Origin of the sequence: Marinomonas sp., from assembly GCF_039940335.1 — a bacterium.
Lineage (GTDB): Bacteria > Pseudomonadota > Gammaproteobacteria > Pseudomonadales > Marinomonadaceae > Marinomonas.
In genome coordinates, this window is the sequence record NZ_JBDVGW010000005.1 from 441153 (window position 1) to 466938 (window position 25786).

25 protein-coding genes are annotated in these 25786 nt (G+C 45.4%); 8 read left to right on the plus strand and 17 right to left on the minus strand.

Features of this window, described 5'->3' with window-relative positions; translation table 11 throughout:
• Nucleotides 1–9: 9 nt before the first annotated feature.
• From pstA to ABJF92_RS04130, 4 genes are all read left to right on the plus strand, one after another.
• Complete coding sequence (gene pstA, locus ABJF92_RS04115) at nucleotides 10–1713, plus strand: phosphate ABC transporter permease PstA (RefSeq protein ID WP_446814573.1); 1704 nt, start codon at nucleotides 10–12, stop codon at nucleotides 1711–1713.
• A 17-nt stretch (nucleotides 1714–1730) separates the two neighbouring features.
• Nucleotides 1731–2504, plus strand: a complete 774-nt coding sequence (gene pstB, locus ABJF92_RS04120; protein WP_446814574.1) for a phosphate ABC transporter ATP-binding protein PstB — start codon at nucleotides 1731–1733, stop codon at nucleotides 2502–2504.
• A gap of 72 nt (nucleotides 2505–2576) precedes the next feature.
• Nucleotides 2577–3287, plus strand: coding sequence for a phosphate signaling complex protein PhoU (phoU, locus tag ABJF92_RS04125; RefSeq protein ID WP_446814575.1), 711 nt, complete (start codon nucleotides 2577–2579; stop codon nucleotides 3285–3287).
• Between the two features lie 172 nt (nucleotides 3288–3459).
• A complete protein-coding gene (locus ABJF92_RS04130; RefSeq protein WP_446814576.1) occupies nucleotides 3460–3960 on the plus strand; it encodes a GAF domain-containing protein in 501 nt (166 codons plus the stop codon).
• Nucleotides 3961–3999: 39 nt separating this feature from the next.
• Here the strand turns inward: ABJF92_RS04130 and ABJF92_RS04135 are convergent, their stop codons facing one another.
• Nucleotides 4000–5343, minus strand: coding sequence for an ATP-binding protein (locus tag ABJF92_RS04135; protein ID WP_446814577.1), 1344 nt, complete (start codon nucleotides 5341–5343; stop codon nucleotides 4000–4002).
• Nucleotides 5344–5349: 6 nt separating this feature from the next.
• Complete coding sequence (locus ABJF92_RS04140) at nucleotides 5350–5850, minus strand: molybdopterin-dependent oxidoreductase (RefSeq protein WP_446814578.1); 501 nt, start codon at nucleotides 5848–5850, stop codon at nucleotides 5350–5352.
• Nucleotides 5851–6065: 215 nt separating this feature from the next.
• On the opposite strand from ABJF92_RS04140, the gene cysZ reads away from it, so the two are divergent.
• Together cysZ and ABJF92_RS04150 are read left to right on the plus strand one after the other, a co-directional pair.
• A complete protein-coding gene (cysZ, locus tag ABJF92_RS04145; RefSeq protein WP_446814579.1) occupies nucleotides 6066–6842 on the plus strand; it encodes a sulfate transporter CysZ in 777 nt (258 codons plus the stop codon).
• Nucleotides 6843–6844: 2 nt separating this feature from the next.
• Nucleotides 6845–7684, plus strand: coding sequence for a response regulator (locus ABJF92_RS04150; RefSeq protein WP_446814580.1), 840 nt, complete (start codon nucleotides 6845–6847; stop codon nucleotides 7682–7684).
• Nucleotides 7685–7760: 76 nt separating this feature from the next.
• Here the strand turns inward: ABJF92_RS04150 and phoR are convergent, their stop codons facing one another.
• The 9 genes from phoR to ABJF92_RS04195 form a co-directional block, all read right to left on the minus strand.
• Nucleotides 7761–9098 (minus strand): phosphate regulon sensor histidine kinase PhoR, encoded by a 1338-nt coding sequence (phoR, locus tag ABJF92_RS04155; RefSeq protein ID WP_446814581.1) that lies wholly within the window; start codon nucleotides 9096–9098, stop codon nucleotides 7761–7763.
• Nucleotides 9095–9790, minus strand: coding sequence for a phosphate regulon transcriptional regulator PhoB (phoB, locus tag ABJF92_RS04160; protein ID WP_446814582.1), 696 nt, complete (start codon nucleotides 9788–9790; stop codon nucleotides 9095–9097). Before phoB ends, phoR begins: the two co-directional genes overlap by 4 nt.
• A gap of 65 nt (nucleotides 9791–9855) precedes the next feature.
• Nucleotides 9856–10728, minus strand: a complete 873-nt coding sequence (gene ubiA, locus ABJF92_RS04165) for a 4-hydroxybenzoate octaprenyltransferase (RefSeq protein WP_446814583.1) — start codon at nucleotides 10726–10728, stop codon at nucleotides 9856–9858.
• On the minus strand, nucleotides 10721–11284 hold the full coding sequence (locus ABJF92_RS04170; RefSeq protein ID WP_446814584.1) for a chorismate--pyruvate lyase family protein: 564 nt from the start codon (nucleotides 11282–11284) through the stop codon (nucleotides 10721–10723). The genes ubiA and ABJF92_RS04170 overlap by 8 nt, the downstream gene beginning before the upstream one ends.
• A gap of 11 nt (nucleotides 11285–11295) precedes the next feature.
• Nucleotides 11296–12555: an HDOD domain-containing protein gene (locus ABJF92_RS04175; protein WP_446814585.1), complete on the minus strand. Its 1260-nt coding sequence runs from the start codon at nucleotides 12553–12555 to the stop codon at nucleotides 11296–11298.
• Nucleotides 12556–12660: 105 nt separating this feature from the next.
• Nucleotides 12661–13440, minus strand: coding sequence for an amino acid ABC transporter ATP-binding protein (locus ABJF92_RS04180; RefSeq protein WP_446814586.1), 780 nt, complete (start codon nucleotides 13438–13440; stop codon nucleotides 12661–12663).
• Nucleotides 13441–13462: 22 nt separating this feature from the next.
• Entirely contained in the window at nucleotides 13463–14563 is a 1101-nt protein-coding gene (locus ABJF92_RS04185; RefSeq protein WP_446814587.1) for an amino acid ABC transporter permease, read from the minus strand.
• Nucleotides 14564–14573: 10 nt separating this feature from the next.
• The gene (locus tag ABJF92_RS04190; protein WP_446814588.1) at nucleotides 14574–15749 is read right to left on the minus strand and encodes an amino acid ABC transporter permease; all 1176 of its coding nucleotides are present in this window, start codon (nucleotides 15747–15749) and stop codon (nucleotides 14574–14576) included.
• A 111-nt stretch (nucleotides 15750–15860) separates the two neighbouring features.
• Entirely contained in the window at nucleotides 15861–16883 is a 1023-nt protein-coding gene (locus ABJF92_RS04195) for an amino acid ABC transporter substrate-binding protein (protein ID WP_446814589.1), read from the minus strand.
• 534 nt (nucleotides 16884–17417) lie between these two features.
• Between ABJF92_RS04195 and lrp the strand changes: the two genes are divergently transcribed.
• Nucleotides 17418–17894, plus strand: a complete 477-nt coding sequence (gene lrp / locus ABJF92_RS04200) for a leucine-responsive transcriptional regulator Lrp (protein WP_445976389.1) — start codon at nucleotides 17418–17420, stop codon at nucleotides 17892–17894.
• Between the two features lie 63 nt (nucleotides 17895–17957).
• Here the strand turns inward: lrp and ABJF92_RS04205 are convergent, their stop codons facing one another.
• The 3 genes from ABJF92_RS04205 to ABJF92_RS04215 all read right to left on the minus strand — a co-directional run bounded on the left by ABJF92_RS04205 (nucleotide 17958) and on the right by ABJF92_RS04215 (nucleotide 21865).
• Nucleotides 17958–18749, minus strand: coding sequence for a ComEA family DNA-binding protein (locus ABJF92_RS04205; protein WP_446814590.1), 792 nt, complete (start codon nucleotides 18747–18749; stop codon nucleotides 17958–17960).
• A gap of 123 nt (nucleotides 18750–18872) precedes the next feature.
• On the minus strand, nucleotides 18873–20954 hold the full coding sequence (gene recG, locus ABJF92_RS04210) for an ATP-dependent DNA helicase RecG (protein WP_446814591.1): 2082 nt from the start codon (nucleotides 20952–20954) through the stop codon (nucleotides 18873–18875).
• A 5-nt stretch (nucleotides 20955–20959) separates the two neighbouring features.
• Nucleotides 20960–21865, minus strand: coding sequence for a hydrogen peroxide-inducible genes activator (locus ABJF92_RS04215; protein ID WP_446814592.1), 906 nt, complete (start codon nucleotides 21863–21865; stop codon nucleotides 20960–20962).
• A gap of 141 nt (nucleotides 21866–22006) precedes the next feature.
• Between ABJF92_RS04215 and ABJF92_RS04220 the strand changes: the two genes are divergently transcribed.
• On the plus strand, nucleotides 22007–22855 hold the full coding sequence (locus ABJF92_RS04220) for an NAD-dependent epimerase/dehydratase family protein (protein WP_446814593.1): 849 nt from the start codon (nucleotides 22007–22009) through the stop codon (nucleotides 22853–22855).
• A 50-nt stretch (nucleotides 22856–22905) separates the two neighbouring features.
• On the opposite strand, the gene ABJF92_RS04225 is transcribed toward ABJF92_RS04220, so the two are convergent.
• From ABJF92_RS04225 to rpoZ, 3 genes are all read right to left on the minus strand, one after another.
• Nucleotides 22906–23292 carry a RidA family protein gene (locus tag ABJF92_RS04225; RefSeq protein WP_445976384.1) on the minus strand — a complete coding sequence of 129 codons (387 nt, stop codon included), beginning with the start codon at nucleotides 23290–23292 and terminating at the stop codon, nucleotides 22906–22908.
• Between the two features lie 70 nt (nucleotides 23293–23362).
• Nucleotides 23363–25480, minus strand: coding sequence for a RelA/SpoT family protein (locus ABJF92_RS04230; RefSeq protein WP_446814594.1), 2118 nt, complete (start codon nucleotides 25478–25480; stop codon nucleotides 23363–23365).
• 62 nt (nucleotides 25481–25542) lie between these two features.
• Nucleotides 25543–25767, minus strand: coding sequence for a DNA-directed RNA polymerase subunit omega (rpoZ, locus tag ABJF92_RS04235; RefSeq protein ID WP_445976382.1), 225 nt, complete (start codon nucleotides 25765–25767; stop codon nucleotides 25543–25545).
• Nucleotides 25768–25786 lie beyond the last annotated feature (19 nt).

The following is a 25786-nucleotide window of genomic DNA, read 5'->3' on the forward strand; positions in this document are numbered from 1 at the left end:
AGTAATGAAATGAAAATGGAAAAAAAGTCCGTATCTGAGTGGTTTAAATCGGGTGATCCATGGGTGTGGCTAAATGCCGGTGCTGTGGCGATTTCTGTCATCATGGTAGTGGGCTTACTATTGTTAATCGCAGTTCGTGGTCTTGGTCACTTTTGGCCTGCCGACGTGATGCAAGCAACTTATTCGCTGCCTAGTGAAAAGTCTTACACTATCATAGCTGAGCGTGTTGAAAGTGTTGACGTAACGTCGGCACAATTACGCGAGGCAGGTGTTAACTTACCTGAAGACGATGACAAGATACTACAACGAACCTTACTTAAAATGGGTAATCGAGATGTATACGGTGCCGATTTTGGTTGGGTGATTGATAAGTACTTGAGTGATGTCAAAACGCCTGACATGTTGTTTGCAGCAGAGCGTCATGAATGGGGTAACCTATACGGCTATCTGAAAGCAGTGAAAGAAGACGGACAGGTTGTTGCTGAAACAACAGACCTAACACCGACGGATTCTGCTTTGGCGACTTGGGCAACTTTCGAGAAAAGCATCGAGAGAGCGTCAAATATTCATGATCAAATCAAGGATATAGAGAAGGGGGATATTGGTAAAATTAACTACGCCCTTGAACGTATCCGTTTAAAGCAACGTCGTCTTGAGCTGGATAATCAATTGACTCCAGCTGCTGAGGCAGATATTGCGGCTGAGCGCGCCCAATATGATGAAGAGTATAAAAGCTTACAGTCTAATCTGGCGGCATTATATCAACAGATTAACCGTGATACCTTCACGGTTCAGGTAATGGACGGTACCGTTCATGAAGTTCAGGTATCAAAGATTGTTCACGCCTTCCGTCCGAATGCGATGGGTGTGTTTGAGAAGCTAGCCTTCTACTTCAATAAAGTATGGGAGTTCTTATCAGACGATCCTCGTGAAGCCAACACGGAAGGCGGTGTTTTCCCTGCAATCTTCGGTACTGTGATGATGGTTCTCCTAATGACAGTACTGGTGACACCTTTCGGCGTGGTCGCGGCAGTTTACCTTCGTGAATACGCCACACAGGGTGCAGTGACTCGTGTGATTCGCATCGCAGTGAACAACCTAGCGGGTGTACCTTCCATCGTATATGGTGTGTTTGGTTTAGGCTTCTTCATCTACTTCCTAGGTTCAGGCATTGACCAAGCCTTCTTCCCAGAAGCTCTACCTTCACCAACGTTTGGTACAGGTGGCTTGATGTGGGCCTCAATTACCTTGGCACTATTGACTGTGCCTGTGGTTATCGTCGCGACGGAAGAGGGCTTGTCACGTATTCCTCGTAACGTGCGTGAAGGCAGCTTGGCGTTGGGTGCAACCAAAGCAGAAACCCTATGGCGTGTGGTGTTGCCGATGGCGAGTCCTGCAATCATGACAGGTGTGATCTTGGCGGTGGCACGTGCCGCAGGTGAGGTAGCACCATTGATGCTGGTGGGGGTTGTGAAACTTGCACCAACCTTGCCGCTAGACGGCAACTATCCCTTTATTCACCTAGATCAGAAGTTTATGCACCTAGGCTTCCATATCTATGATGTGGGTTTCCAAAGCCCGAACGTGGAAGCTGCGCGACCACTGGTTTATGCAACAGCGCTATTACTTGTGATGGTTATTGCACTACTGAATTTCTCAGCAGTAACGATTCGAAATCACCTACGTGAAAAATACAAATCGCTAGAAATGTAAGCGGAGAAGAAAAGATTATGAGCGAAGCAAAAACACACTCAATTGATATTTCAGCGATGCAGCGTAGCCAGCAGGCTTTGCGCATCGAAGACGAAACCGTTTGCCTTTCTGTGAAGGACTTACATCTTTACTACGGTGAAAAAGAAGCGCTTAAAGGCGTGGATATGATCATACCGGAGAAGAAAGTAACGGCTTTCATCGGGCCTTCAGGTTGCGGTAAATCAACACTACTACGTTGTTTCAACCGCATGAATGACTTGGTTGATAGCTGCCGTATTACCGGTGAGATTAACCTGCACGACAGTAATATCTATGCGAAAGGCACGGACGTTGCGGAATTACGTCGCCGTGTTGGTATGGTATTTCAAAAGCCAAATCCTTTCCCAAAAAGTATCTACGAAAACGTGGCTTATGGCTTACGTATTCAAGGTATTAATAAAAAACGTGTGATTGACGAAACGGTTGAATGGGCATTGCGCTCAGCGGCCTTATGGGACGAAGTGAAAGACCGTCTACACGAAAGTGCTTTGGGTATGTCTGGTGGTCAGCAACAGCGTTTGGTGATTGCTCGTACGGTAGCGGTAAAGCCTGAAGTTTTGTTGTTGGATGAGCCTGCTTCTGCTTTGGACCCCATTTCAACCTTGAAAATTGAAGAGCTGATCCATGAGCTGAAAAAAGATTTCACCATCGCCATTGTTACTCACAACATGCAGCAAGCGGCGCGTGTTTCTGATTACACAGCATTTATGTACATGGGGGATTTGATTGAATTTGGTGACACGAACACCTAGTTCACGAACCCAAGCAAACAGCAAACAGAAGATTACATCACAGGTCGCTACGGCTAGGTGGAGGGAAATACAATGAAAGAATTAACGACAGATCATATCTCCCAGCAGTTCAATAACGAACTAGAAGCGCTTCGTCAGCACTTCTTAACCATGGGTGGTGTTGTTGAAAACCAAGTACAAGATGCTATTCAAGCCTTGCTGGATAACAATGGTAGTTTGGCGGAGCAGGTAACAGAGCAAGACGCTATGGTGAATCAGCTTGATGGCTTGATTGACGATGAGTGTAACCGCATTCTAGCGATTCGTCAGCCAGCGGCGTCTGATCTACGTATGATAGTGTCGATCAGTAAAGCGGTAGGTGAATTGGAGCGTATGGGTGATGAAGCGAAGAAAATTGCCCGCTTAACGCTTAATCTAGTGGACGAAGGTGAATCGCCAAGAGGCTATGTGGAAATCAACCGTATTGGCGAAATGGTATCTCGCATGATCCATGAAACCCTTGACGCTTACGCTCGTTTAGATATCGATGCTGCGATCAGAGTGGCGAAACGCGACCGTAACGTCGATCTTGAATACAATGCCGCAATGCGTTCCTTGATGACTTACATGATGGAAGACCCACGCAGTATTTCCCGTATTATGAACGTGATCTGGGTATTGCGCTCACTGGAAAGAATCGGTGATCACGCTCGTCATACTTGTCAGCATTTGATCTTCATGGTGAAAGGTGTGAACGTTCGCCACGTACCGCTGAGTGATTTAGCGGAAAAAATATCTAAGTAAGCGTTACCGTTTAACATCAGCAAGATAACAAGCCACTTATTCATGGTATGGATAAGTGGCTTTTTTGTGCTCTGGACTTTCTTGTTTTTTCCTTGCTTAAGACTAGGATTCCATTGGCGTTCGCTGAGGGTTTGTTTATGATCTGTTTTTTTATTCTAGGATCAGGGCGGTTATGTTTTCACTGAGCGCAAATAGCAACATACCAACAGAAGAGTTTTATCAGCAACTTGATGAGCAGCTAGCGGGCTTGTTAAGTGGTGAGCGAGATCTTATTTGTAATGCAGCGCAATTTTCAGCATTTCTAATGCAATTGGTACCGGACCTAAATTGGTCGGGGTTCTACTTTAGCCGCGGTAATGAGCTAGTGCTTGGGCCTTTTGTCGGCAAAGTCGCTTGTACACGTATACCTTTTGGTCGTGGTGTTTGTGGACAAGCCGCCCAGACTCAGCAAGTGCAGCGTATTGATGATGTTCATGCCTTTGATGGACACATTGCCTGTGACGCTCAATCTGCTGCAGAGTTAGTCATTCCATTGAGGGTTGCAGGGGAGCTGGTGGGGGTTGTTGATTTAGACAGCCCTGTTGCTGGACGCTTCTCTGCAGATGATGAAGCGGGCATTGAGCGCCTTGTAGATACTTTTATCAAAGCAACGGACTTTAGCTGGCAACGATAATCCTGGCTCGTTAGTCTAAGCCTTTAAGGTGTAGGCTAACTAAGCCTCTTTATTAGGCTGATGAAAGGGCAATTCTAGCCAAAACTGGCAGCCATTGTATTCCTGACAGCTAAATTGCAGATTGCCTCCCATGATGGAGACCAGTTTATAGCTCAATGAGAGTTTAAGAGCTAGCTCATCTTCATCCGCATGGCCGTTAGACATGGGCGATATGCGCAGCTTCTCAAGCTCTGGGTTGGACTTGCCTAAACCATCATCTTTTATGTTCACCACCAGAACCTTTGAACCATTTTTATTAGACAAAGTATGTCTCACCTTGATGATGATGTGCTCAGCATGGTTATTGATTAAGGCATGCTGCAACAAAGCACTGATGATGCGTTTGGTATTGATAAAGTCCAACACGATAACGTCAGGAAGTGCTTGGTCCATAATAAGATCAAGGCTTACTCGTTGATGCTCAAAATGGTAATTAAACTGATCAATTACTTCATTAAGGTGACGAGAAAGCTTCTCGGCAGTAGGGGTTAAGCTGAAATTTTCGGCATTAATCTGTACTAGGGCCAACAGGGTTTCAGCGGTTTGTAGCGTTTTTAGAGCAGGGTAGTTGCTGGCATTTGCTTCTGTTAAATCAAAATTCCTATGCATTTCCTTGATAATGGTTTGCAAACCATGGCTTTTATTTTCTTCAGAAAACAATAAGTTATTATTCAGTTCTTTATTTTTCTGATAAATCCCTTTTACCTTAGAGACACTGTTTAAAATGAAACCACAAAGCAAGGTCAAACTGATTAAGAAAAAGATCGTGAGGTTGTGGACTTGATCAAGATTCTTTTGAAGTAGGCGATGTTGGTCCGTAATAAACTGGTTATTGCCTTGATTCGTGAGCGTTACAAATTCATTAATTTGCGTATCCAGGCTTGCTAATCGAGAGACTAAATCCTCTAAATAACGTTTGTCTCCCTCTTCAATTTTCAAAACATTTAGACTGACTAATTCCAGTTCGGCATTGATGATATTGAGTAACCTTAGTGCTCGCCCGCCTGAGTACTCACTTATTAACGAACCGACTTTACCTGTTCTGAGTAAATCTATGCGACTCATTAGCAGATCGTATTGAAAGAAGGTTTCACCTTGTGTCGGGCCGCTTTTAGTGGTGAGATCGTTAAGGTAGTGGCGAAAACGGTAGGTTTGTATTTGCAGTTGTAGGGTATTCCAAACGGAGCTTTCGAATACTCTCTGGGAGTCCACTTTAGCGGCATTACTGGTGTAGTTGATAATACTGAGCATGGCGACAGCGATCGCAATGGTTAACGTCCCCAGGGCGTACGCGGCCCATTTTTGAATGAATGGGCGAGGCGAATACCAATTCTTTTTCAGCATGATGCTTTACTCCGTAATAGAGAAGCTTCTCATCTCTTTAATTTGCCAAATAGAGCGACCGTAATATTGTTCTATTTTAAGGTCACTATTTTGATCGAAGGGATAGATCACCATGATAGGCCCTAGGTTACGAATACTCATCGGTAGCCCATCTCTGTGCGTCGCCATAATTGCCCCATGCTCGGTAAAGTCCGAGAGAGGAATTTCAGCTTGGTACTGGTTGAGAGCCGTGAATTTTAAATGACTACCTGAATTTTTTAATTGCTTTAGCAGATCCATCACAGAAAAGCCTGTATAGGTGTGCTCGCCATCTGTCCAAGGATTGTGGGTGGTGACACTCACTTGGGGTAAGGTATTCAGCATAGCCAAATCAAAATCGGCGCGATTGTTGGCGTTGTAAGTTTTTATATCGCCCGAAACACTTAAGATCACCTGACCACTGGGTTGCTCGAGAGAGAACGCTTTACCGCTGCATAGGAAAATAAAAAAACAAAAGGCTAAACGCATAAACAAACCACCTTGAATGGATAAGACTATTTTATGGTAAACAAATAATCGTCAACGTTACGGAGAATCTAGACATATAGTGTATTTAACCACCTATCGGCTGCTCAGAGAAGGATTTACCGCTAGCTGATCAATCTCGCTGTGGTTAAAATACAGCATTGCAGTCTCTAATCGATTTACAGCAAGACTATTTTTTGAAACAAAAGAGAGAGTTTATGATTTCACAACCCTTTAAAGCGGCGGGGGCTTTTATTAAGGCGCTTCCATTAATTGTATCGCCACAGTTACGCTTGTTTATTCTTGCGCCTTTCTTAGCGAATATTTTATTGATGGGGTTGGTGTACGTATTGGCATTAAGCTATTTTAACCACCTTGTTACAGTTGCCATGGACTATATGCCAGAATGGCTGTCTTTTCTAAACTGGTTTTTCTATATTATCTTTGCAGCCATTACCAGTGTGCTCCTGTTCTATAGCTTTTCGGTAGGCATCAATATCTTAGCGGCGCCATTCATGGCATTTCTGGCGGAAAAAGTAGAAGAGAAACAGACCGGTAAAGTATTCGATGAAGTGCTAACGGGCAAAGTACTATTGGCTATAGTGCTGCGCAGTTTGCAACGTGAGCTGCAGAAAATCTTATATTTCTTACCGCGCTTTGTACTTTTGCTACTGTTATCATTTATTCCAATTGTGAATGTCATTGCGCCTTTCTTGCTATTGCTCTTTTCGACTTGGATGTTGGCTCTGCAATATATGGATTATGCCTTTGATAACAACAAGGTTCCTTTCCATGAAATGCGGATGGCTCTTCGCTCTAAGCCTCTAATGTGTTGGACATTTGGTGCCATTGTCATGGTGAGTTTAGCGATTCCAGTGCTGAACCTATTTATCATGCCGATCGCAGTAGTGGCAGCGACGCTCTTGTGGATTTCTGTTTTTAGACCGACCCATGGCGAATACGCTTCTCTTTTAGATCTTTCAAACAAGGCTTAACCATGTCATTAAAAATTCTTGTGGTCGATGATGCATCTTTTACACGCGACTTGATAAAGCGGACATTGCGTAGACAGTTTCCAGCCTGCATGGTGGATGAAGCAGTGAATGGCAAAAAAGCCCAACAAATGCTCACTAAAACGCGCTTTGATATGGTGCTGTGTGATTGGGAAATGCCTGAAATGACAGGAGTCGAGTTACTTAAATGGTGTCGTGAGCAACCTCATTATCAAAAAGAGCAAGTGCCTTTTTTAATGATCACCAGCCGTGGTGATAAAAGCCATGTGATTGAAGCGGTGCAATCGGGCGTCACGGATTATTTAGGTAAGCCGTTTTCCAGTGAGCAACTGGTAAATAAAGTTATGTCGGCGGCTAAAAAGCACAATATTGATGATAAGTTAGCCTCGCAAAAAGCACGCCCAGGCAGTGCTCTAGGTTCTGATAGTGGTTCAGCAGCGTCTTTGGATATTCTGCTTGGAGCAGGCAGCAAAACCACTCAAGCCACTCCTAAGGTTACCGCGCCGAGCGTCACCATGAAGGATGTGAAAATCCCCACCATGGTTCGCTTTGAGAGCAAGCAATTTCGTTGCATGGTAATTAAGCTATCTAAGCAAGAGACCACATTATTGATTAAGAGTGATGATGTGATCCCGGCTGTGTTAGGCCAAGCGGTATTGGATTTAGAATACCAAGGACAGGTTAATCGTCTCAATTATTATGTTCAGTCTGTGGCCACGACAGAGAAAAAACACGACTCGACTTTCTTAACGGTCACACTGGTCTTGATCGACCAAGATGACGAAAAAGAAGCGTTCATGAAAAATTTGTTTGCAAGTTTGTAGACAGGTAATGTGTCGCTAGCTTGTCGACAGTGCACAAGAAAATAAATAAGGGCGCTCTATGGAGCGCCCTTATTGCTTAATCAGCGCTCTTAAACGCTTCAGTATCGCTTGGAAGGGCAATGGCATCCGTTCGTATGCGACTGGCTGGAAAATGGCAGGAGAAGGTGCTGCCAAAGCCTGGTTGGCTGCGAATTTGTAGCTTAGCGTCATGGTGTAAGAGAACGTGCTTCACAATGGCTAAGCCAAGGCCTGTGCCGCCGGTTTTCGAGCCTCGGCCTTTATCAACACGAAAAAAACGTTCGGTAAGACGAGGGATATAACGCGGCTCAATGCCTAGCCCTGTGTCTTGTACTGAGAAAATGCCACTGAATTCATTCACCTCCCACAGAACCGAAATTTTCCCTCCATCGGGAGAGTATTTAATGGCATTCACTACTAAGTTCGAGAAGGCACTGTATAGCTCTTTATAGGAACCGTACAAGCGGGCATCTTCAGGAATATCAAAGGTGAGTTGATGCTGATCGGTGAGAATAGGCGAGGCCATTTTCTGGATGGCCTGAATCAAATCACTGACTTTAAGCCATTGGTCTACTTCACGTTTATCATTGCTTTCGAGGCGTGATAACAGCAATAAATCTTCGATTAGGTGTTCCATGCGTTCAGACTGTTCAGACATATTCACAATGCCTTTCTGCATACTGGCAGGCAAACTGTCTTTAAACATGGAAAGAGTTTCTAGGTAACCTTTAATCACCGTGAGAGGCGTTTTTAGCTCGTGAGAAGCGTTTGCCACAAAATCTTTACGCATTTGCTCTAGCAGGTGTAGACGCGTGACATCACGGATAAAAATCAAGTGGTCATTTTTATCGTAAAGAGTGGTTTGTATTTCTAGATAAACACCGTTTTTCGCTGGTGATTTAATTACCAGAGGTTCGCCAAAACGCTTTTGGCTAAAATAACGAAAGAAATCTGGGTTACGCACGATGTTGGTAATGGCTTGGCCACGATCGACAGGGCGCATCAGTCCCAAAAAGTGAGCGGCAGAATTATTCCACCACTCCAAGTTACCTTGATTGTCGGCCATGATAACGCCTTCTTTCAAGGCGGCGGTAGAGCTTTCAATTCGCGTTAAGGCTTGGCGCATACGGCGTTTCGACTTACGTTGCTTTTTTTGCAAACGATAAACCGAATCAAACACCTCACCCCAGATACCAGTGGTTTCCGGTGGCGCTTTACGCCCCGAATGGCGCAGCCAATGGTGGAAGGTGTAAAGCTGATAAAACTGCCAATATAAGGTGCCGAGAACATACAGCAGAACCACCGCCAACAAATGGCCTAAAACGAGACCAATAGTAATACAGGCGACTAGGCCAATTAGCCAACGCAGTATGGTGTTACGCCAGATGGTTTTCATGCCGTCCTTTTAGCCGAAAAACGATAACCTGTACCGCGTACGGTTTGGATCAAAGTGTCGTGGGAGTTGCCAATGGCTTTACGCAAACGACGAATATGAACATCGACGGTGCGTTCTTCGACGTAAACATTGCCACCCCAAACTTGATCAAGCAGCTGCGCGCGCGAATAAGCTCGTTCTTGGTGAGTCATTAAAAATTTTAGTAAGCGGTACTCGGTTGGCCCCATTTCTAATGGGCGGCTACCAATGGTAACGCGCTGACTGATCGGGTCGAGTACTAAACCTTCCACTTCGATCGGCTCATCGACACCTTGAGGTGTCGCGCGGCGCAATACCGCTTTTAAGCGTGCGACTAGTTCGCGGGGCGAAAAAGGTTTAGTGATGTAATCGTCCGCACCGACTTCTAATCCCTGAATCTTATTATCCTCTTCGCTCTTTGCGGTTAGCATAATAACGGGGATTTCTGCCGTAGTCGTATCTTTTTTGATACGTCGAGTGAGTTCTATGCCACTGCCGCCAGGCATCATCCAATCTACCAGAATTAGATCGGGTCGGTGATCGACAATGATTTCATGGGCTTGCTGGCTATTTTCTGCTTCTAAATATTCGTAGCCGGCCATTTCTAGGGCTACGGCAATCATTTCACGAATGGAAGACTCATCATCAATTATTAATACTTTTTTACCGGTCACAGGATCTATCCTCATCTCAGGAACGGTTTATTTAAACGATCAAATGTGACAATTAGATTAAAATGTCACATCAATGCCATATATTCAACAAAATAGCTGCCGATTATGCCTAGGAATAAAGTGTAGCCAACTCGGTTATTGTCTAGGAAGGATTTAAAGCAGGCTTGGCGATCGCGGGTTTTGGACTGCTGAAATTGTTGATAGAAGAGCCAGAGGCAGGCTAATAGCGCGACAAAATAAGGCCAATGCTGTGCAGACAAGATACCCACCCAAAACATCAGTGACAACATTAGTCCTTGTAAACAGACAATGACTAGCAAGTCGTATTGCGCAAAGAGAATCGCTGTAGATTTAATGCCTATTTTTAAATCGTCAGGGCGATCTGTAATAGCGTAATAGGTGTCGTATGCTATGGTCCAGAAGCAGTTAGCGACAAAAAGCATCCACAGTTGCGGATCAGCAAGATTACCGCCTTGAGCGCTGTAAGCCATTGGAATAGCCCATGAAAAAGCCAGTCCTAAGAAGAGCTGCGGTAAATGGGTGTAGCGTTTCATAAAAGGGTAAAGTGCCGCTAAACCTAGACCAACCACAGACAATAAGATGGTTTGTAAATCGGTAAAGAGGACAAGTACAAAGCTCAATAAAGCAAGGCCTGCGAACAAGGCTAAGGCTTCTTTTTCACTTACCCGACCTGAGGGAATAGGTCTATTTTTGGTACGGTCAACATGACCGTCCACTTTGCGATCTGCATAATCATTGATGACACAACCAGCGGAACGCATGCTAAACACACCCAACACAAAAACCACGATTAAGGATAAATCGGGTAGGCCGTCCGCAGCGAGCCATAAGGCCCATAATGTTGGCCACATCAGTAAAAATGAACCAATGGGGCGGTTAAAACGAGTCAATTCTGCGTAGTCTAGAAGTTTATTCATAGGTTTTAAATGGCTGCGCTAGATGAGTGATAGTGTCGAAAAATACTTCGTTGACCAGTATACCTTGACCATATTGCAGAAAAACAGATCGACGTGCCCATAAGGCTTTGTTTTGATTAGGAAATAGATTCTTCGGAAGCTTTGCCACTTCAATTGGGCTGCGCTTTAGTGCTCTATGTTGGAATAAATAGCCGCCTAACGGTTTGGTCTTTAGATGTTTTACCTGTCGCCAGCGGCCTTTGAGTGCGCTGGCGGGTACGACTGAACGAGCTAAAATGACGGCTGTGCCATCACAATACAAAACAACCGTACGGATACGTGTGGCATCTCTTGGGCGCAGTTTTAAGCGTTTACGTTCTCTTGGAGTAGCTGTCCCCCAATCGTCCTCTAAAACCTTGACTGTGAGGTGCCCAATGCTCTGTAGTTTAGCTGTTAAAGAATCGGCCGTTGTTAGCCAAGGCCATAGCTTAGAGGGTACTGTTTGCTTATTGATACGATGGCAAGGATACCAGCGATAATCAAACTGTTGGGCGGCGGCTTGGTTAAGGATTGTCATGGTGTGCAAGCTTACTGTTTTTTGATGAGGTTCGCCATGATCTGTAAATAGGCACTGGACGCTAATAGTTGCTGGTAAGCTGATTCCGTGTCTGCAGGTGTCAAACCAAGATCCTTCACGAGCGCTAATGGTACTTCTTGCTGTCGATAGATTTGCTGAGCAAGGTGTAAGAGTTTAGTTAAAGGTGCGTGTTCGTCTTGATACTCTGGTTGCGTACTGTAACGAATGGCAGTACAGACGCTGTCTGGTAGTTGCCACTGCTGTAATTGACGAAAAGCTAATTGTTGCTGAGTAAAGCCTAGGGTAAACATCTCTATAGTGTTGGCAGGCAAGTGTGGGTTGGCTTCATGCTGTCGTGACAAGGCAGAAAAATAGGGTGTCAGCACTGATCCTAAGATTAAATAGCCAAAATTGTGTAATAAACCTACTAAGTAGGCATGACCTTTTTGTGGGCGTCGTTCCGGAGGCACCTTCTGTACGAGGATGTCCATAAGAATGGCATGGGAAACGGCATCAAGCCAAAACTCTTGAAAATGGCGTGGCCCGTTTTTGGGAGGCTCAATTGAGGCTCCTATGGATAAACCTAGGGCGAGATTGAGCACTAGATCAAAACCCACAACACGAATAATCGCATCTTCTATGGAGTCTACCTTATTGTTCGTGCCGTAATAGGGCGATGAGGCCCAGCTCATGACTTGCGCCGCTAAACTTGGATCCAAGTTAATGATTTTACATAGCTCTTCAGCATCGGCTTTAGGGTTGGCGCAGAGCAGAATAATGCGTCGACAGGTGGCCGACAAAGCGGGCATTTCGAGCGTTTCTTCTAATCGCTGAGTAACACGGGCCGCTTTGAATTCCCCTAGAGCTTGGCGTAATTGCTGTTCATCGTCTTTGTGGTGTGTAACTGGCTGTGGTACACGACCAAGCTCGATACAAAAGTCATCAATATAGTTCAATGGGCCTGCAAAACGTTGTTTGAGTGTGTCGCTGCTGAGGGTTTCATAGCCATTACCGGCAGAATTTTGAATGGCTAATAAGTCACACTGAAAGACTTCTTGGTCGATCAGGGTTTGAGTGTTGGGCTTTAAGCGATTGTTGTCTTGCTCGCGACGATGGTAAATAGGGCGGAAGCGGCGTTGTGTGGCACTGAAAACCGCGTCTAAATTCAGTAAGCGTGTTTCGGGGAAAATAACTTGAATACGACCATTTTTATCTGAAAAGTGTACGATTCGCAGTTTTTGCGCTGCAGAGCTTGGTAAATCATGGCTCATATTAAGAGATCCAACATCCTTATACGGTAAAAAATGCGTACAGCTAAACGCAAAAAAGCCTCACCAGAGGTGAGGCTTTTTAATATACCATGAAAACACGAAAGATTAGTGATTCAAGATTTGGCTCAAGAATAATTGTGTACGGTCATGTTGTGGGTTATCGAAGAATTCGCTTGGCTCATTGGCCTCAACGATTTCCCCTGCATCCATGAAGACTACACGGTCTGCCACGGTTTTCGCGAAGCCCATTTCGTGGGTTACACAAACCATGGTCATACCTTCGTCAGCCAATTGAACCATAACGTCCAGTACTTCTTTGATCATCTCAGGGTCAAGTGCAGAAGTCGGCTCATCGAATAGCATGATGCGCGGTTTCATACACAAGCCACGAGCAATCGCTACACGTTGTTGCTGACCACCAGAAAGCTGACCAGGGAACTTCATTGCTTGGTTAGCGATCTTTACTCGCTCCAAGTAATGCATAGCCATTTCTTCTGCTTCTTTCTTCGGCATTTTACGCACCCAAATAGGTGCTAGCGTCAGGTTTTCTAGGATCGTAAGGTGTGGAAACAAGTTGAAGTGCTGGAAAACCATGCCCACGTCCTTACGGATCGCTTCGATGTTTTTCAAGTTATCGTTCATCTCGATACCATCAACGATGATAGAACCTTTTTGGTGTTCTTCTAGGCGGTTGATACAGCGCGTCATTGTAGACTTGCCGGAACCGGAAGGACCACAGACAACGATACGTTCGCCTTTTTTAATACTGAAGTTGATGTTCTTCAATACATGAAAATCACCGTACCATTTGTTGACATCGTTAAACTCGATGATTGCGTCTTCACCCGGCTCAAGTTGGGCAAGTGCCATATTTCTGTCTGTCATTGTATTGACCTCAAATTCTTAACTAATTGCGCTTATGTCCGGTTTCTAATTTACGCTCGATCGCCATACTGTAACGTGACATACCGAAGCAAATAGCCCAATAAATGAATCCGGCAAATGCATAACCTTCAACGGTTGTACCTAGCCAGTTGGCATCGTGGTTGGCTAATTGGATAATGCCCAAGAAGTCGAACATACCAACGATATAAACCAGAGTCGTATCTTTAAATAGACCGATGAAAGTGTTTACGATACCAGGAATAACCAGTTTCAAAGCCTGTGGCAGGATAACCAACACCATAGACTGCCAGTAGGTTAAGCCCATCGCGTCAGCCGCTTCGTACTGACCCTTAGGAATCGCTTGCAAACCACCACGAATTACCTCAGCCATATAAGCTGCAGAGAATAGCGTGATACCGATCAAAACCCTAAGCAACTTGTTAAAGTTCATGCCTTCTGGCAAGAACAGTGGGATCATAACTGATGCCATAAACAAGATCGTAATCAAAGGTACCGCACGGATGGTTTCAATGAATACGACACATACAGATTTAGCAATAGGCATATTTGAACGACGACCCAGCGCTAACAACACACCTAATGGGAAAGACGCCACAATGCCTATGATACCCAACAACATGGTTAGGAATAATCCACCCCATAAAGAAGTCTCAACCGCTTCCAAACCGAATACACCACCTGCGAAAAGGATGTAAGCGATAATTGGGTAGACCACTATGATAGCGATAGATAGGTAAAATTTATGAACGGCTTTCACCGCAAAAGCACCGATCATGACCACTAGCAGAATGGTGGCTAGGTTAATACGCCACGTTTCTTCAGGTGGATACAGTCCATACATGAACTGATCGAAGCGTGCGCCGATAAAGGCCCAACATGCACCGCCCGGCGCACAGTCTGCTTTAGATGCACCTTCCCATGTTGCATTTACAAGGCCCCATTCCACAACAGGTGGCACCAGTAAGTACAAGATGTAAAAGCTGAAAAGCGTCAAAAAGATATTCAGCGGGGACGACAATAAGTTTTGACGTACCCAAGCCACAGCACCCACCGAGTTAACCGGTGGTGGAAGGCTGGGTGATGGTTTAAATTCAATAGCCATGTTTAGCCTCCTAGCGCTCCATTAATGACATTTTCTTGTTGTACCAGTTCATGAACATAGAGATAGATAAACTCAATGTTCCGTAAACCAACATACAAAGACCAATTGTTTCAATGGCTTGACCGGTTTGGTTAAGGGTTGTACCCATGACCACGGCAACCAATTCTGGGTAAGCAATCGCCGCACCCAATGAAGAGTTCTTCGCAAGGTTCAAGTACTGGCTGGTTAGCGGTGGAATGATAACGCGCAATGCTTGTGGTAATACAATCAAGCGCTGTGTCAAACCATCTTTAAGGCCGAGTGAACGTGCCGCTTCTGTTTGTCCCCAGTTAACGGACAAAATACCGGCACGAACGATCTCAGCAATAAATGAGCCCGTATAAGTAGAGAGTGCCACCAATACTGCGACAAATTCAGGCGGTAACACCATACCACCAGTCACGTTAAAGCGACTCTTCTGTGGTAGATCAAACTCAATTGGGAAACCAGATACAGCCAGTGCAAGGAAGGTGACAACGATAATAGTGCCTAAAGATGTCCAGTAAGCAGGGAACCAAACACCCGTTCTTGTTTGGCGTTTCTTCGCCCAAATAATGATACCTATGGAGGCGATAATGGACAGAATGAATCCTGCAATCACCACTCCGAATCCGTCTTGAGTAATTGGGTTAGGTGAGTAGATTCCACGCTTGTTTAGCAGGAAGTCGGCAAACTCGTAACTGTTTCTTGGCGCAGGTAGAGCTGCCAATACAGCGAAGTACCAGAAGAACATTTGTAGTAACAGAGGAATGTTACGCAATGTTTCAATGTATACCGTTGCTAATCTTGCCACTAACCAGTTGTTGGATAGACGCGCTAGACCCATGACTACGCCAATGATAGTGGCTAACACTATACCCATTAGGGAGATGACAAAGGTATTGATCAGGGCAACAACGAAAGCTCGACCATAAGTGTCGGCTTCAGTGTACTCAATTAGGTGGATTAGAACTGGGAAACCCGCTGGCTCGTTTAAAAATGAAAAACCAGTAGAGATCCCGCGATTGGCTAGGTTGGCTTGCAAGTTACTAAATAAGTAATAACCCACGAAAACCACGATAACCAACAGCACAATCTGAAAGACTAAGGCACGGGTGCCGGCATCATTCAATAGGCTGTTATTGCTAGAAGTAGTTTTATCGCTCATCTTAGTTCAGGCAATGAAATGCTCGTCAGATGTGGTAGAAAGGGGGGAGAAACTCAGCGGCGAGGGCGCCGCTGAGTAAATACCCGAAGCAGGTATATAGGTAGGTATTTATTAACGTACTGGTGGCGCGTACATTACACCGCCTTCAGTCCATAGGTTGTTGATACCACGTGGTAGACCAACTGGCGTTTCTGGACCTACGTTACGCTCAAATACTTCACCGTAGTTACCTACTTGTGCGATTACGTTGTAAGCCCAATCAGCAGGTAGACCAAGTTGAGCACCCATGTCACCTTCAGCACCTAGTAGACGCTTGATGCCTGGATCCGTTGTTTCGCTTTTGATTTTCGCAACGTTTGCAGAAGTGATACCCATTTCTTCAGCGTTAACCTGTACGAACATTGCCCAAGTTACGATATCTTTCCACTGGTTGTCGCCGTGACGAACAACAGGGCCTAGAGGCTCTTTAGAAATTGTTTCTGGAAGGATCATGTGTGCGCTTGGATCAGAAAGTTTAGAACGGTGAGCTGCAAGACCTGATTTATCAGTTGTGAATACATCACAACGACCAGAAGCGTAAGCTGCTAGGGCTTCATCAGCTTTCTGTACGATTACAGGAACGTAAGACAGTTTGTGCTTACGGAAGAAGTCAGCCATGTTCAATTCAGTGGTTGTACCTTGCTCAGTACAAACTGTTGCACCGTCAAGATCCAAAGCAGACTCTACACCAAGATCTTTACGAGCCATGAAGCCTTGACCGTCGTAGAAGTTTACGGCAGTGAAGTCTAGACCTAGAGAAGAGTCACGAGTGTAAGTCCAAGTAGTGTTGCGAGAAAGAACGTCGATTTCACCAGATTGTAGTGCAGTGAAACGCTCTTTAGCAGAAAGAGGAGTGAATTTAACTTTTTGAGCATCGCCAAATACAGCGGCTGCTGCAGCACGACATGCATCAACATCGATACCAGTCCAGTTACCAGCGTCATCAGCGTTGGAAAAACCTGGAACACCCTGACTTACACCACACTGGATAAAGCCTTTAGATTTAACGTCATCAAGAGTACCAGCGGTCGCTGCAGTACTAATAGTGGCAGCGATGGCTGCTGTTGAAAGTAGTTTACCAACGTTAGATTTCATTTATAGAGCCTCCCAGGCGTTTTATATACATGTTGTTATCTTGTTTGTATTTAAATAGAGCTTTTAAATCTCTTATCTTTACTAGCAAGAATATTGCCAACATTCAGTTATTCTTTTTTTTGTGTGTATATGCAGCACAATCCTCTAAAAGGATGTCGCATGACCTAATAGAATTACTCTTTAAGCTCATAGTCAAGTAGAAAATTTTGTCGAAGATGCTTGATTTGGCTACTTTTCGAGCGTTTTAGCGGAATATTCGCTAACTATTCAACAGAAATAACCATGAGGCTTTTATAAGTAAGCCCTACTAAGAAAGGGCTGGCGTGTCATCACAGAATAAAACGCACCATATTAGTGTGTCAATTTGTAAAACGCCTAAAAAAATAACTTTTTTGTTTTCGTTGCTCTTTTTTGGTGCGGTAAAGTGGCTGTTGAGGCAATTGCCACAAGATCATACAAAAGGGTTTCCCACAATATAGAGTCTCCATGCTAGAATCAAAAATCCCTTGAAGCAGTAAAAAGAGGCCATGCCTAATGGAAAACTCTACAAAGCCGCTTGATCGTCTCGACAAAAAGATTCTTCGAGAGCTACAGATTAACGGTCGTTTATCGAATGTCGAATTGGCAAGTCGTGTCGGCTTAAGTGCAACGCCCTGTTTAGAGCGTGTTAGACGCTTGGAACGCAATGGTTATATTACCGGCTATTGTGCTTTAGTAAATCCGAAAAAAGTGGATGCTGGATTGCTCGTATTTGTAGAAGTACGATTGAAGACCACATCACCAGAGGGCTTTAATGAGTTTAAAGCCGGGGTATCTGAAGTGCCTGAAATACTGGAATGTCACCTTATCGCCGGGGATTTTGAATATTTATTAAAAGCTAGAGTATCCAACATGGACGCGTATCGTCAGCTATTGGGTGAAACCTTGCTAACACTGCCTCATGTAAGAGAGTCTCGCACTTATGTTGCAATGGAAGAGGTTAAAAACACCACAGTGGTGAATATACCTTAATACTTGCTGGAACGACTGATAGGGAAAAATAGAGTGGGGAATAAAGCCAATGCTTGGTTGGCTTTATTCCCCATTTTTTTGTTGGTGAAGTTGCTGAAGTATACGATCTAATATTTTGGGTCCCATGCCTTTAACATTTAGAACTGCTTTCATGCTTTTAAATGGTCTTTCTGCGATTAACTTTTCCAAAACCTTTTTATGAATGACCTTAAGGCTTCTAAGCTGGGCTTTTTTGGCTTGGTTAATGAGGGATAAGTCGTCGCAGCCAGCTTTTGAGTTTTTTTTTACAGAAGGCTTAGTGCTCGGTGAAGCCGAGTCTTGGGTTTCTTCTACTGCAGAGAATTCTGCTTGCTGAGCGACTTGCTCAGGTAATGGCACTAGATCGTCCGTTGCGACGTCGTCTGTGGTGGTTTCGACAACGGCTGATTCCGTTGTACTGGTGACAACTTCCGTAACAGGGTAAGTTTGCGTTAGATCGGTTTCATAAGGCACTTCAAAATAAGCACTGTCACATAAAGTGTAGGCTTGGCCACTCCATTCGTTAATCTGCAGTATGAACTGCCAAACCCCAGCAGGTGGTTCTTCAAAGATCAAATCGTACTCACATTGGGTTAATTCACATTGCCCAGCAAGTTCCCCAATAGTGGTAGAGGCCATACGATACTCTTGTAGTTGCCCTGAGTTTTGGCTTAACGCACAGAGCTGAACCTGTAGCGTGCCGCTAAGGTTGTCTGAAGAGCGGTTACTCTTGATTTTATCAATGGAGATGATGACTCGGTCTTCCGCAATACGGTAGCCACAGCCATTCATAGAAATGTTGGAGAGTTGTAGTGCTTGTTCTTCAGAGCTGTACATAGCTAACCCACTTAATTATTAACCAGCTATAGAGGCTTATTTCACGGTGAATTTTTGACCATATTTTAAGCAGACGCAAGCAATAAAGAGATTATTTGTTAGCACAGTACCCATTGTTAAAAATTAAACGTTTAAATATTGGCTATGGTTTGGCAACCAGCGACTAAGCAGTGGTGAAATGTGATCTGGTTGATGCTGATAAAGCCAAGTAGCGGCTTTCTGCACGTCATCTAATAAGGCTTTATCTCTTTGTAAATCGGCCACTTTAAACTCCCATAAGCCCGTTTGGCGAGAGCCTAATAATTCACCGGGACCGCGTAACTCCAAATCTTTCTCGGCTATTTTAAAACCGTCACTGGTTTCTCGCATAGTGGACAACCTTTCTTTACCTTGTTGTCCCAGTGGTGCTTTATACAATAGAACGCAATGACTGGCCGTTTGCCCACGCCCCACTCGGCCACGCAATTGGTGCAGTTGAGCCAAGCCTAAACGCTCGGGGTTCTCGATTACCATCAGGCTGGCATTGGGTACATCTACCCCAACTTCAATCACAGTGGTTGCGACGAGAAGTTGGATCTCTCCGGCTTTGAAGCGGGCCATAATGTCGGCTTTCTCTTGGGCTTTTAAGCGGCCATGCACCAAACCAATGGCTAAGTTGCTTAGCTGTTCTTGCAATAGCACGGCAGCATCTTCTGCCGCTTGGCACTGCAAGGCTTCAGATTCTTCGATCAGAGTACACACCCAATAGGCTTGCTTGCCTTCTTCACAGGCACTTTTTACTCGACTAATGACTTCTTGGCGGCGTTGATCAGACACCACAATGGTGTTGACCGGGGTGCGACCAGGAGGCAGCTCGTCAATGATCGAGCAGTCCAAGTCGGCATAGGCTGACATGGCTAAGGTACGCGGAATCGGTGTGGCGGTCATAATCAGCTGGTGGGGTTGGTAACCGTTCTTCAAGCCCTTTTCGCGCAGAGCCATACGTTGGTGTACGCCGAATCTATGCTGCTCATCTATGATCGCCAGAGCCAAGCGGTCAAACTCAATACTTTCTTGGAACAACGCATGGGTTCCCACGACCACTTCTGCCGCGCCAGAGGAAATGTCTTCGAGCTCCTTGGCTCGTGCTTTGCCCTTGAGTTTGCCGGTCATCCAAGCGACTTTTAAACCCAGTGGCTCAAACCATTGGCGGAAATTGCGATAGTGTTGTTCCGCTAGAATTTCCGTAGGTGCCATAATCGCCACTTGAAAACCCGCTTGTACTACGCTGGCCGCGGCGAGCGCGGCGACTAAGGTTTTTCCTGAACCGACGTCTCCTTGCACTAGGCGTAACATGGGCTGGCCTGTTTTAAGGTCCTTAAGAATCTCGCCAAAGACTCGCTGTTGGGCGCCTGTAGGCGAAAATGGCAGCTGTGTTAATAGTGCTTGGCTAAGATCACCAGCCTCGGGCACCACGATCGCATTGTCTTGCTTGGCTTGTACTCGTTTACCAATTAACGACAACTGGTGCGCCATCAGCTCTTCGAAGGACAAACGATATTGAGCAGGATGGCTGCCCGCTTTTAACTGCTCTAGATTCACATCGCGCCATGGGTGATGCAGAAATTCAATGGCTTCTTTGAGAGAGGGTAAACTAAATTGTTGGCGCAAAGTCTCTGGCAACCACTCCCGTAAGTTGTGATCAGTGAGGCGTTCTAATGCTTGGTCACACAAAGAGCGAATCTTGGTTTGTGTGAGCCCCTCGGTAAGAGGATAAATAGGAGTAAGCTGAGCCGACTCTAAAGGAGGCTCTTGTTCACTGATAACGCTATATTCTGGGTGGTATATTTCAAATCCCGTGCTGCCGCGACGGATTTCACCAAAGCAACGTAAGCGTTTGCCATTTTCTAGCTGCTTCTTCTGTGCGGCAGAAAAGTGAAAGAAGCGTAAATGCAAAGATCCCGAAGAGTCTTTTAATCGGCATATCAGGCTGCGGCGTTTGCCCATTTTAATATCGCAGCCGGTTACTTCGCCCTCTATGACTGCTTCGTCACCAAAACGTAGCTGTCCAATTGGCACCACGCGGGTACGGTCTTGGTAGCGAATTGGCAGATGGAACAACAAGTCTTGAATCGTGTGAAGATGCAGTTTAGCCAGCTTTTCAGCCATAGCCAAACCAACACCTTTTAGTTCCTTAATGTCTTGCGTATCCAGACTATCAATCATAAGGATTAGAGATCAAGTTTCTTACAAGCATCGCGAATAGACTGACTCACGGCTTCTATGGCTTTCGGGCGAGGGAAACTAGCACGCCAAGCCAGTGCTACGGTACGTCTAGGGGCAGGCTGAGTGAAAGGACGCACATCCAACAGCGACCGGTCTATGTTGGTCACTGCAGACTTAGGCAAAACGGTAACACCCAGTCCAGAAGCCACCATGTAACGAATGGTTTCAAGGGAGCTGCCATTGACGATGGTTCGACCATCACTAAACTCTGCTTCATTAATTAGTGGGCAGGCTTCCAATACTTGCTCGCTGAAGCAATGTCCTTTGCCCAGTAGTAATAGGTTGTCGGTGGTCAGTTGGTCTGTTTGAATTTCATCCAGCTGTGCCCATGCGTGGCCTTTTTGCATAAGCACCACGAACTCTTCTTCATAGATGGGTTGAGTAACCACATCAGGCTCATGGAAAGGCAGTGCAACAATGATGGCATCGAGTTCACCGTTGCGCAGTTTAGGGCGTAGATTCTCGGTGAGGTCTTCTTCAATGATGAGCGGCATGCCAGAAGTAATCTGCTGCAGGGCTGGAATCATAAAAGGGAATAGGTAAGGGGCGATGGTAAAAATCGCGCCAACTTTTAGTGGGCCTTTTAATTGGTTTTGACCAGAAGAGGCAAGTTCTTTGATCATATTCGCTTGTTCTAACACACGTTTTGCTTGAGCAATAATCTGAGTGCCTATAGGGGTGATGTAAACCGCACTTTTGCTGCGCTCAAAAATAGCCGCACCTAGCTCTTCTTCAAGCTTTTTGACGGCGACGCTAAGCGTTGGCTGGGATACATAGCTGCGCTCCGCTGCTCGGCCAAAATGCTTTTCTTCCGCCAGCATTACTATGTATTTCAATTCGGTCAACGTCATAGGGCACCTCGTAAATGCATAGAAAATTCATTGCCAATAACTATGATAATAGAATAGCTGATAAAGTATACTCGATCACAGTTTTTTCTTTATTGGCGCAATATAGCAACGATCTGCTGTGTTGTAATTGAGAGGTGTTGAATGGCAAAGGTACTCATTGCTGGGTGTGGTGATTTAGGTTCTGGTGTCGCAGAACAGTTAGTGAGCCAGGGTCACCAAGTGGTTGGCATTCGCCGCCAAGGACAAGAATTTCCTCAAGGCGTGGAAGGCATCACTGCAGACCTATTGAGCCTAGACCCAAGTTGCTTGCCGGATGTGCAGGTTATTTTTTTGATCATGACACCTCAAGGACGTACGGAGCAAGCTTACCGCTTAGCTTATTTAGAAACAGCGAAAGTTCTCGTGCGCCGCTACCAAGATCAAGCTGGCTCGAAGCCACAGGTGCTTTTTGTTTCCAGTACCAGTGTTTATGGACAAAGCGATGGAGCGTGGGTAGATGAAAGTAGCCCCGTTATGCCTCTAAGCTCTACGGCCAAGGTGCTGGTGGAAACTGAGCAGTTTCTGGCTGACGCATTACCTAGCGTGGCGGTTCGTTGTTCGGGGATTTATGGCCCAGGGCGCTTTCGTATGCTGGATAAGGTGCAAAGTGCAGTGGACTGGTCTCATAATAGTTGGACTAACCGAGTGCATCGAGACGATGTAGTGACAGGGTTAAGTTTGTTGGCCCAACGGGCTTTGCAAGGAGCATCTTTACCGCCTCATGTGATCATAACGGATCAAACCCCTGTATCTATGTGGGAAGTGAAGCTTTGGTTAGCGACGCAATTAGGGGTACGCCCAGCGGTCAGTGAGATTGAGCACTTTACACCAAGCTCTGGCAAGCGTATTTATGCGCAGTACTTGTTATCCCAAGGCTGGCAGCCTCAATACCCAAGTTATGTCTCGGGTTATCAGCAGATTCTTCACGATTATTTGACGTTGCACCCATAAAAAAAGAGACCTAGGTCTCTTTTTTTATAATGAATGTTGAGAGGACGGAATTAGTCTTCTAACACCATGATGCCTTCAATTTCTACTTGAACATTTTTCGGCAAAGCGCGTACACCCATGGCAGCACGAGCAGGGTAAGGTTCTTTGAAGAACTGTGTCATCACTTCGTTTACCGTGGCAAAGTTGCCAAGGTCAGTCATGAAGATGTTAAGTTTAACGATGTTTTCCAAAGAGCCTCCAGCGGCTTCACAAACAGCTTGTAGGTTTTTGAAAACCTGAGTCGTTTGCTCAACAACGTCTTCGCTGATAATTTCCATTGTTTCAGGAACCAAAGGAATTTGGCCGGACAAATATACTGTGTTGCCAGCGCGAACAGCTTGAGAGTATGGGCCAATAGCGGCCGGTGCATTTTCAGTATGAATAACTTGCTTAGACATAGTCATGATTCCAATTCAAAAGGTAAGAAAACAAAAAAGCGTGGAAACGCTTTTCAACAAATTATAAAAATTAGCGGCCAACAATCGTTTCGCGAGTGACTTTTTCCACGCAACGCACGGCTTTAATGCGACGCATAACATCGGCCAAGCCAACTCGACTGGAAATAGTAATGCTCAATCTTAAACGGCTCACACGGCCACGCTCAATAATGTCCAAATTCGACACTTGGAAATCGGTGTCACTGATGGAACTGGCGATTTTCGCCACGGCACCACGCTCATTGATGTAACTTACAATGAGGCTGATCTCTAATTCTTCTTCAATTTCTTTGCCCCAAGCCATGCGAATAAAGCGCTCAGGGTTGGACAAATGATCCTGAATATTCGGGCAGTTTACATGGTGAATAATAATGCCCTTATCCACTTGTACATAGCCGACGATAGGGTCCCCAGGTATCGGCGCGCAGCATTTTGCATAGGAAATAAGCATGCCTTCCGAACCATTCACCTTAAAGGATTTTGGTGTGATTAAAGTATCTTCGTCTACATTCGGGAAAAGCTCACGGGCAACCAAATAACCTACATGACGCCCTTTACCGATGGATTCAAGCAGATCATCCATTGAGGTTAATTGATGATTCTGTAATACCGAATCAATTTGCCCAGGCGTTAAATCATCCATGTTGGACTTGAAGGCATTTAACGAACGAGTCAACAAACGATGGCCTATCGTAATAGCGTTCTCTCGTTGTTTATCTTTTAGGTAATGGCGAATATTGGTACGTGCCTTACCGGTAATGGCGAAACTAAGCCAAGCCACATTTGGTTGAGCATTCTTCGCGGTAATAATCTCGACGGTTTGACCGCTTTCTAACTGGGTGCTCAACGGCGCTAAGCGGCGGTTGATACGACAGGAAATACAGGTGTTACCGATCTCGGTGTGGACACCGTAAGCGAAATCGACCGGTGTTGCCCCAGAAGGCAATTCAATAATTTCACCGTTTGGTGTAAAGACGTACACCTCATCAGGGAAAAGGTCGCTTTTCACTTCGTCTACAAACTCTACTGGGTTGCGCGCTTTTTGCTGCATTTCCAGCAAGCTTTGCACCCATTTTGTCGCTCTGTCATGGTTGTTTGGGGAATTAGATGGCCCATTCACCTTATAAGCCCAGTGCGCAGCAATACCGTTATTGGCCACTAAATCCATTTCTTCCGTACGGATTTGTACTTCCATTGGAATGCCATTGGTCCCTAGCACAGTGGTGTGCAACGACTGGTAACCATTAGATTTCGGTACGGCAATATAATCTTTGAAACGACCTTCAATTGGCTTAAATAGGGAGTGAATCACCCCAAGAATTCGATAACAGCTATCGTGACGATCGGTCACGATGCGAACACCCATCACATCCATGATTTCATCCAAAGAACGGCGCTTTTTGTCCATTTTTTGGTAAATACTGTAAATGTGCTTTTCGCGCACGCTGATGGCCGCTTCTATATAGTCGGCAGCCAGTTCGGCACGGATCGTATCTTCAAGTTTTTGGGTGTCTTTAATGCGCTGTTGGCCATATTTCTTATGGATGGCCTTTTGTAACATGCGAGCCCGCATTGGGTAGTAGGCTTGGAAGGCGAGGGACTCTAGATCAACACGAACGTTATACATACCCAAACGGTTTGCAATAGGGGCATAAATATCTAGGGTTTCGCGGGCTATACGTCGCTTTTTGTGGGCGGGCATAGCATCCAAGGTGCGCATGTTGTGCAAGCGGTCGGCCAGTTTCACCAGAATGACGCGAATGTCATCGGCCATGGCCATGGCCATTTTCTGGAAGTTATGAGCTTGCTTCTCGACTTGGCTATTAAACTCTAGGTGGGTCAGCTTACTCACGCCATCCACTAGGCTGGCTACCCCTGCGCCAAATTGCTTGGTGAGCGCTTCACGGCTGATGCCAGTGTCTTCGATCACATCATGTAGCAAGGCAGCGGTTAGACCGTCGCAGTCCATGCGCAATCCCGCAAGAATTTCTGCAACAGCGAGAGGGTGAGTAACATAGGGCTCGCCACTTTTACGACGTTGGCCGTCGTGGGCTTGTTCTGCGTAATAATAAGCTCGCTTTACCTGAGCAACTTGCTCGATAGGTAAATACTGGCTTAGGGTTACGGCTAAATCCTCAATGGTGTACATCGCTCACCTCACAACAGCATGTAGGAAGTGCGACAACAGTGGCATGAGCGACACCATCAAAATTAAAACTCGTGAACAGGCTGTTTTTGCTGATCAACGTTTTCTGCGTTGATTAGATTCTCAGCAATTTCACGAAGGGCAACAACGGTAACTTTATCGTCTTCGTATGGTACTTTTGCTTCTTCACCACCTGTGGCGAGTTGACGCGCGCGTTTAGACGCAACCATCACTAATTCAAAGCGGTTATCAACGTTTTCTAAGCAATCTTCTACGGTAACTCGAGCCATTTTGACCTCTATAATCGAT

Excerpts from the sequence above, each read along its gene's own strand:
- ABJF92_RS04140 (WP_446814578.1), bottom strand. The coding sequence starts at position 5,850 with ATGCGTTTAGCCTTTTGTTTTTTTATTTTCCTATGCAGCGGTAAAGCG.
- lrp (WP_445976389.1), top strand. The coding sequence starts at position 17,418 with ATGGAAAACTCTACAAAGCCGCTTGATCGTCTCGACAAAAAGATTCTT.
- recG (WP_446814591.1), bottom strand. The coding sequence starts at position 20,954 with ATGATTGATAGTCTGGATACGCAAGACATTAAGGAACTAAAAGGTGTT.
- ABJF92_RS04150 (WP_446814580.1), top strand. The coding sequence starts at position 6,845 with ATGTCATTAAAAATTCTTGTGGTCGATGATGCATCTTTTACACGCGAC.
- rpoZ (WP_445976382.1), bottom strand. The coding sequence starts at position 25,767 with ATGGCTCGAGTTACCGTAGAAGATTGCTTAGAAAACGTTGATAACCGC.
- pstA (WP_446814573.1), top strand. The coding sequence starts at position 10 with ATGAAAATGGAAAAAAAGTCCGTATCTGAGTGGTTTAAATCGGGTGAT.
- ABJF92_RS04135 (WP_446814577.1), bottom strand. The coding sequence starts at position 5,343 with ATGCTGAAAAAGAATTGGTATTCGCCTCGCCCATTCATTCAAAAATGG.
- ABJF92_RS04225 (WP_445976384.1), bottom strand. The coding sequence starts at position 23,292 with ATGTCTAAGCAAGTTATTCATACTGAAAATGCACCGGCCGCTATTGGC.
- ABJF92_RS04230 (WP_446814594.1), bottom strand. The coding sequence starts at position 25,480 with ATGTACACCATTGAGGATTTAGCCGTAACCCTAAGCCAGTATTTACCT.
- ABJF92_RS04180 (WP_446814586.1), bottom strand. The coding sequence starts at position 13,440 with ATGACAGACAGAAATATGGCACTTGCCCAACTTGAGCCGGGTGAAGAC.
- ABJF92_RS04190 (WP_446814588.1), bottom strand. The coding sequence starts at position 15,749 with ATGAGCGATAAAACTACTTCTAGCAATAACAGCCTATTGAATGATGCC.
- ABJF92_RS04175 (WP_446814585.1), bottom strand. The coding sequence starts at position 12,555 with ATGAGCCATGATTTACCAAGCTCTGCAGCGCAAAAACTGCGAATCGTA.
- ABJF92_RS04130 (WP_446814576.1), top strand. The coding sequence starts at position 3,460 with ATGTTTTCACTGAGCGCAAATAGCAACATACCAACAGAAGAGTTTTAT.
- cysZ (WP_446814579.1), top strand. The coding sequence starts at position 6,066 with ATGATTTCACAACCCTTTAAAGCGGCGGGGGCTTTTATTAAGGCGCTT.
- ABJF92_RS04185 (WP_446814587.1), bottom strand. The coding sequence starts at position 14,563 with ATGGCTATTGAATTTAAACCATCACCCAGCCTTCCACCACCGGTTAAC.
- ubiA (WP_446814583.1), bottom strand. The coding sequence starts at position 10,728 with ATGAATAAACTTCTAGACTACGCAGAATTGACTCGTTTTAACCGCCCC.
- ABJF92_RS04170 (WP_446814584.1), bottom strand. The coding sequence starts at position 11,284 with ATGACAATCCTTAACCAAGCCGCCGCCCAACAGTTTGATTATCGCTGG.
- ABJF92_RS04215 (WP_446814592.1), bottom strand. The coding sequence starts at position 21,865 with ATGACGTTGACCGAATTGAAATACATAGTAATGCTGGCGGAAGAAAAG.
- ABJF92_RS04205 (WP_446814590.1), bottom strand. The coding sequence starts at position 18,749 with ATGTACAGCTCTGAAGAACAAGCACTACAACTCTCCAACATTTCTATG.
- phoR (WP_446814581.1), bottom strand. The coding sequence starts at position 9,098 with ATGAAAACCATCTGGCGTAACACCATACTGCGTTGGCTAATTGGCCTA.
- pstB (WP_446814574.1), top strand. The coding sequence starts at position 1,731 with ATGAGCGAAGCAAAAACACACTCAATTGATATTTCAGCGATGCAGCGT.
- ABJF92_RS04195 (WP_446814589.1), bottom strand. The coding sequence starts at position 16,883 with ATGAAATCTAACGTTGGTAAACTACTTTCAACAGCAGCCATCGCTGCC.
- ABJF92_RS04220 (WP_446814593.1), top strand. The coding sequence starts at position 22,007 with ATGGCAAAGGTACTCATTGCTGGGTGTGGTGATTTAGGTTCTGGTGTC.
- phoU (WP_446814575.1), top strand. The coding sequence starts at position 2,577 with ATGAAAGAATTAACGACAGATCATATCTCCCAGCAGTTCAATAACGAA.